4 protein-coding genes are annotated in these 3,783 nt (G+C 69.3%); 1 reads left to right on the top strand and 3 read right to left on the bottom strand.

All coding sequences use genetic code 11. From position 1 onward, the window contains the following. Positions 1 to 40 precede the first annotated feature (40 nt). Complete coding sequence (locus VI238_RS07665) at positions 41 to 1,231, bottom strand: hypothetical protein (RefSeq protein WP_331650101.1); 1,191 nt, start codon at positions 1,229 to 1,231, stop codon at positions 41 to 43. 132 nt (positions 1,232 to 1,363) lie between these two features. Here VI238_RS07665 and VI238_RS07660 point away from each other — a divergent pair, with 132 nt between their 5' ends. Continuing rightward, positions 1,364 to 2,164: a TatD family hydrolase gene (locus VI238_RS07660; RefSeq protein ID WP_331650099.1), complete on the top strand. Its 801-nt coding sequence runs from the start codon at positions 1,364 to 1,366 to the stop codon at positions 2,162 to 2,164. 38 nt (positions 2,165 to 2,202) lie between these two features. On the opposite strand, the gene VI238_RS07655 is transcribed toward VI238_RS07660, so the two are convergent. Continuing rightward, on the bottom strand, positions 2,203 to 3,387 hold the full coding sequence (locus VI238_RS07655) for a hypothetical protein (protein ID WP_331650098.1): 1,185 nt from the start codon (positions 3,385 to 3,387) through the stop codon (positions 2,203 to 2,205). A gap of 168 nt (positions 3,388 to 3,555) precedes the next feature. After that, a partial coding sequence (locus VI238_RS07650; protein ID WP_331650096.1) for a hypothetical protein occupies positions 3,556 to 3,783 on the bottom strand: 228 nt, incomplete at its 5' end.

Below are 3,783 nucleotides of genomic sequence, written 5' to 3'. Positions count from 1 at the left end.
GGCCGTCGCCGGCCGCGCCGTGGTTCGCTTGCGCGCGCGATTACTCGCAGGTCATGCCGTTCGGCGTGAACAGCCGATCGTAGGTGGTGAGACCGCTGATCGTCGGGATCGGGCTCGGCAGGTTCGCGTCCGGCGCGAACGTCACGTCCAGGTGGTTGCAGTCGCGGACCTCGAACGTCGCGCTGCCGTACGGCAGTTGCGAGAGGCCGTTGCCGAGGTAGTTCACGTCGACGGTGATGCTGGTCTGGCCGACGTTGAACGGCGCGTTGCCGACCAGCCAGAGCGGGTCGCCGTTGAGGTCTTCGGTGAGCAGGTCGAACACGAGCTGGCGCACGGTCGAACCGTTCGACTGCGGCTGTTCGGTCATCTGCACGAGAAGGCCCTCGTTGTACTGCGTGTTGATCCACTGCGCGGCCGAGTAGCCGTCGAGCGGCAGCGGGGCGAACGCATCGGGATAGGTTCCCTGTGCGGGCAAATATGCCGCGACGTTGAACTCGGCGATGTCACCCGTGCTGCCGGTGTACGGATTCACCTGCAGCTTGTACGCGTAGCTGTAGTAGTGCTGGTAGTCGGCGTCGAAATTGTAGTTCTCGAGCACGAACGTCGTGCTCGAGAAGATCGGCGTGTCGAACAGGAAGTCGGACGTGAACGTGTTCGGCTCGGTCGCTGCGCGGACGAAGCTTTCGGGATCGTCGTAGCCGATGCTGCCCTGCTGGACGCGTAGCGAGGGGAACGTCGGGAAGTGGTCCGTATGGCCTTCATTGGCGGTGTCGCGATCGATGCGCAGCAGCGTCATCGAGTTGTAGCCGCCGTCGGTGTTGTACGGCGTCTGGGCACCGGAACTGCTGCAGGCGATGCGCCAGAGCGTCATCGTGACCGTCTCGGGATCGACGACCTGGCCGGCGGAGTTGCGCGCGTACAGCCGCACGCGTGCGGTCTGGGTCGGGCCGCTCGCCTTGTCGGGCAGCGGCCACGCGGCGCAGCTCGGCGGATAGGCGCGGAATTCGTTCGCGAGCGGCGTGCCCGGGTAGACGTCGTTGCCCATCGCTTTCGCGCGCTTGGCCGCGCTCGCCTTGGCCTTCGTCGTCGCGTCGCTGAGGGCGGCGCGGATCTGCGTGACGGCCGTGTCGTGGGCGGCGCGCAGATCGGCCGGTGGCGCGACCGCGGCGAACGCGGGCAGGGCGACGACGCCTGCGGCCAGGGTGAGCGTCAGGCGGAGCGGACTTTTCATGATGGTTCCCCAAGTTGGACCGCGCGAGCTTCCCCGGGCGGCAATGAATTCGCGGTGAACCGCGCCGGGTGCGAGCCCGGCGCAGAGTGCGCATAATCGCGCGTTTACCTGGCCGGATGAAGAGCCGCCGACATGACGGACGCCACCCTCGCGCTGGTCGACATCGGCGCGAACCTCACGCACGAGTCGTTCCGCCCCGATTTCGACGCCGTGCTGGAACGTGCGCGCGCGCACGGCGTTGACCAGATCGTCGTCACCGGTGCGAGCGCGGGCGGCAGCCGCGCCGCGCATGCGCTCGCGCAGGCGCACCCGGGTTTCCTGCATGCGACCGCGGGCGTGCACCCGCACCACGCGCACGAATACGACGATGCAACGGACGAACTGCTGCGCCAACTCGTCGCAACGCCCGAGGTAAAGGCGGTCGGCGAAACCGGCCTCGACTACTTCCGCAACTATTCGCCACACGCGGCGCAGATCGCCGCGTTCGAACGCCAGCTCGCGATCGCGGTCGACTGCGGCAAGCCGCTGTTCCTGCACCAGCGCGATGCGCACGCGGACTTCATCGCCTGCCTCGACGCGGTGCGTGCGCGCATCGGGCGCGCGGTCGTGCACTGCTTCACCGGCGAGCGCGACGAACTCGTCGACTATCTCGACCGCGATTGCTACATCGGCATCACGGGCTGGATCTGCGACGAACGCCGCGGCCAGCACCTGCGCGACCTCGTGCGCCTGGTTCCGGCCGACCGACTCATGATCGAGACCGACGCGCCGTACCTGCTGCCGCGCGACCTCCATCCGAAGCCGTCGCACCGCCGCAACGAGCCGATGTACCTCGCCCACGTCTGCGCCGCGGTCGCCGCCGCGCGCGGCGAGCACATGGCGGACATCGCTGCGCTCACGCGCGCGAACGCGCAGGCGTTCTTCGCGCTTTGATCGATGCGGCGGGCCACGCCCGCCGCATCGTCGCGCGCCTACTCGCAGGTCATGCCGTTCGGCGTGAACAGGCGCTCGTAGCTCGTCAGGCCGTCGATGACCGGGATCGGACTCGGCAGGCCCGCGTCGGGCGTGAAGGTCACGTCGAGGCGGTTGCAGTCGTGCAGCTGGAACGTCGCGCTGCCGTACGGCAACTGGGCGAGACCGTTGCCGAGATAGTTCACGTCGACGGTGATGCTGGTCTGGCCGACGTTGAACGCGGTGTTGCCGACGAGCCAGAGCGGATCGCCGTTCTGGTCCTCGGTGAGCAGGTCGAACACGAGCTGGCGCACCGGCGCGCCGGTCGCCTGCGGCTGTTCCGTCACCTGCACGAGCAGGCCCTCGTTGAGCTCGGTGTTGATCCACTGCGCGGCGGCGTAGCCGTCGAACGGACGGGCCGTCGCGACGTCGTTGCCGGCCGCGTACGCCGGCACCGCGATGTCGACCGGCTGCACGGTGCTCGGCACGTTCGGATCGACGCGCAGCGTGAACGCATCGCCGAACGTGAAGTAGCCCGCGTCGGGATCGGGGAAGTTCTCGAGCACGTAAGTCGTGCTGTCGATGATCGCGTTGTCGTAATTGGCACTTTCGCGCACGGTGTTCGGTTCGCTCGCGACGCGCGGGAAACTCTTCGGATTGCGCGCGGTCGTGCTGCCCGACGTGACCGTGAAGTCGATCGCGCCCTGCTTGACCTGCAGGATCGGGAAGGTCGGATAGATGTCGTCGTGCCCTTCGTTCGCCGTGCTGCGGTCGATGCGCATGAGCGTGATCGAGTTCGGATGGCCCTGCGGGTTGTAGCGGGTCGCCGCGCCGCTGTTGCTGCACGGCAGGCGCCACACGGTGACCGTGACGTTCTCGAGGAAGCCGTGGTTGAGGTCGGACGGCTTGCGCGCCCAGAACGGCATGTTGACCGAATACACCGTGCCGGTCGGCTTGTCCGGCAGCGGATCGGCGGCGCAGCTCGGCGGATAGGCGCGGTAGGTGTTCGCGGTCGGGGTGCCCGGCGACGCGTGCGTTCCTTCCGTCTTCACCGGCGCCGCGCGCCCGCGGTGCGTGGCGCCCGGCGCGGCGCGCAGCCGGGCGGCAACGACGTCCGCGTCGAGCGTCGCGGCGGACGTCGCGAAGGCGGGGGCGGCGACCAGACCCGCGAGCAGTGCGAGCGGTACGAGGGGGGTCTTCTTCATCTTGTCTCCAGTTCGTCGGATCGTGCGCGGCACGGCGAACACGCATCTTCGCACGCCAGCCGGCAGCGTCGGTGCACGACCGCACGGGCGGCGAAGCGGAGACGGGCGGACGCGCGCGATCGTCGCAGCGGGGCATCGTGCCGCTCGCCGCCGCGTCGCGTCCGGGCGCTAAGGCGACGCGTCCGGCCGCGCGTGCAGGGAATGCGCGTGCCGCGGCCCGGGCCAGGGCTTGCCGGCGATCGCGGCGAGATCCGGGCGCGCGACGCCGGCGACACGCGTGAAGTAACCCCCGACGTAGAGGACGCCGTGCGCGTCGCACGCGAGCGCGCTGATCCAACCGTCGGCGGCGACGGTCCAGCCCGCATCGACCGTGCCCGAGCCGCCGCCGTCGATGCG

It is taken from the genome of Dokdonella sp., assembly GCF_036518555.1.
Classification (GTDB): Bacteria; Pseudomonadota; Gammaproteobacteria; order Xanthomonadales; family Rhodanobacteraceae; genus Dokdonella_A.
The sequence above is the reverse complement of the archived record's forward strand: the minus strand, read 5'-3'. Positions and strand labels throughout refer to the sequence as shown.

Bases quoted from the DNA above. Each gene is read 5' to 3' on its own strand.
- VI238_RS07665 (WP_331650101.1), bottom strand. From the start codon at position 1,231: ATGAAAAGTCCGCTCCGCCTGACGCTCACCCTGGCCGCAGGCGTCGTC.
- VI238_RS07660 (WP_331650099.1), top strand. From the start codon at position 1,364: ATGACGGACGCCACCCTCGCGCTGGTCGACATCGGCGCGAACCTCACG.
- VI238_RS07655 (WP_331650098.1), bottom strand. From the start codon at position 3,387: ATGAAGAAGACCCCCCTCGTACCGCTCGCACTGCTCGCGGGTCTGGTC.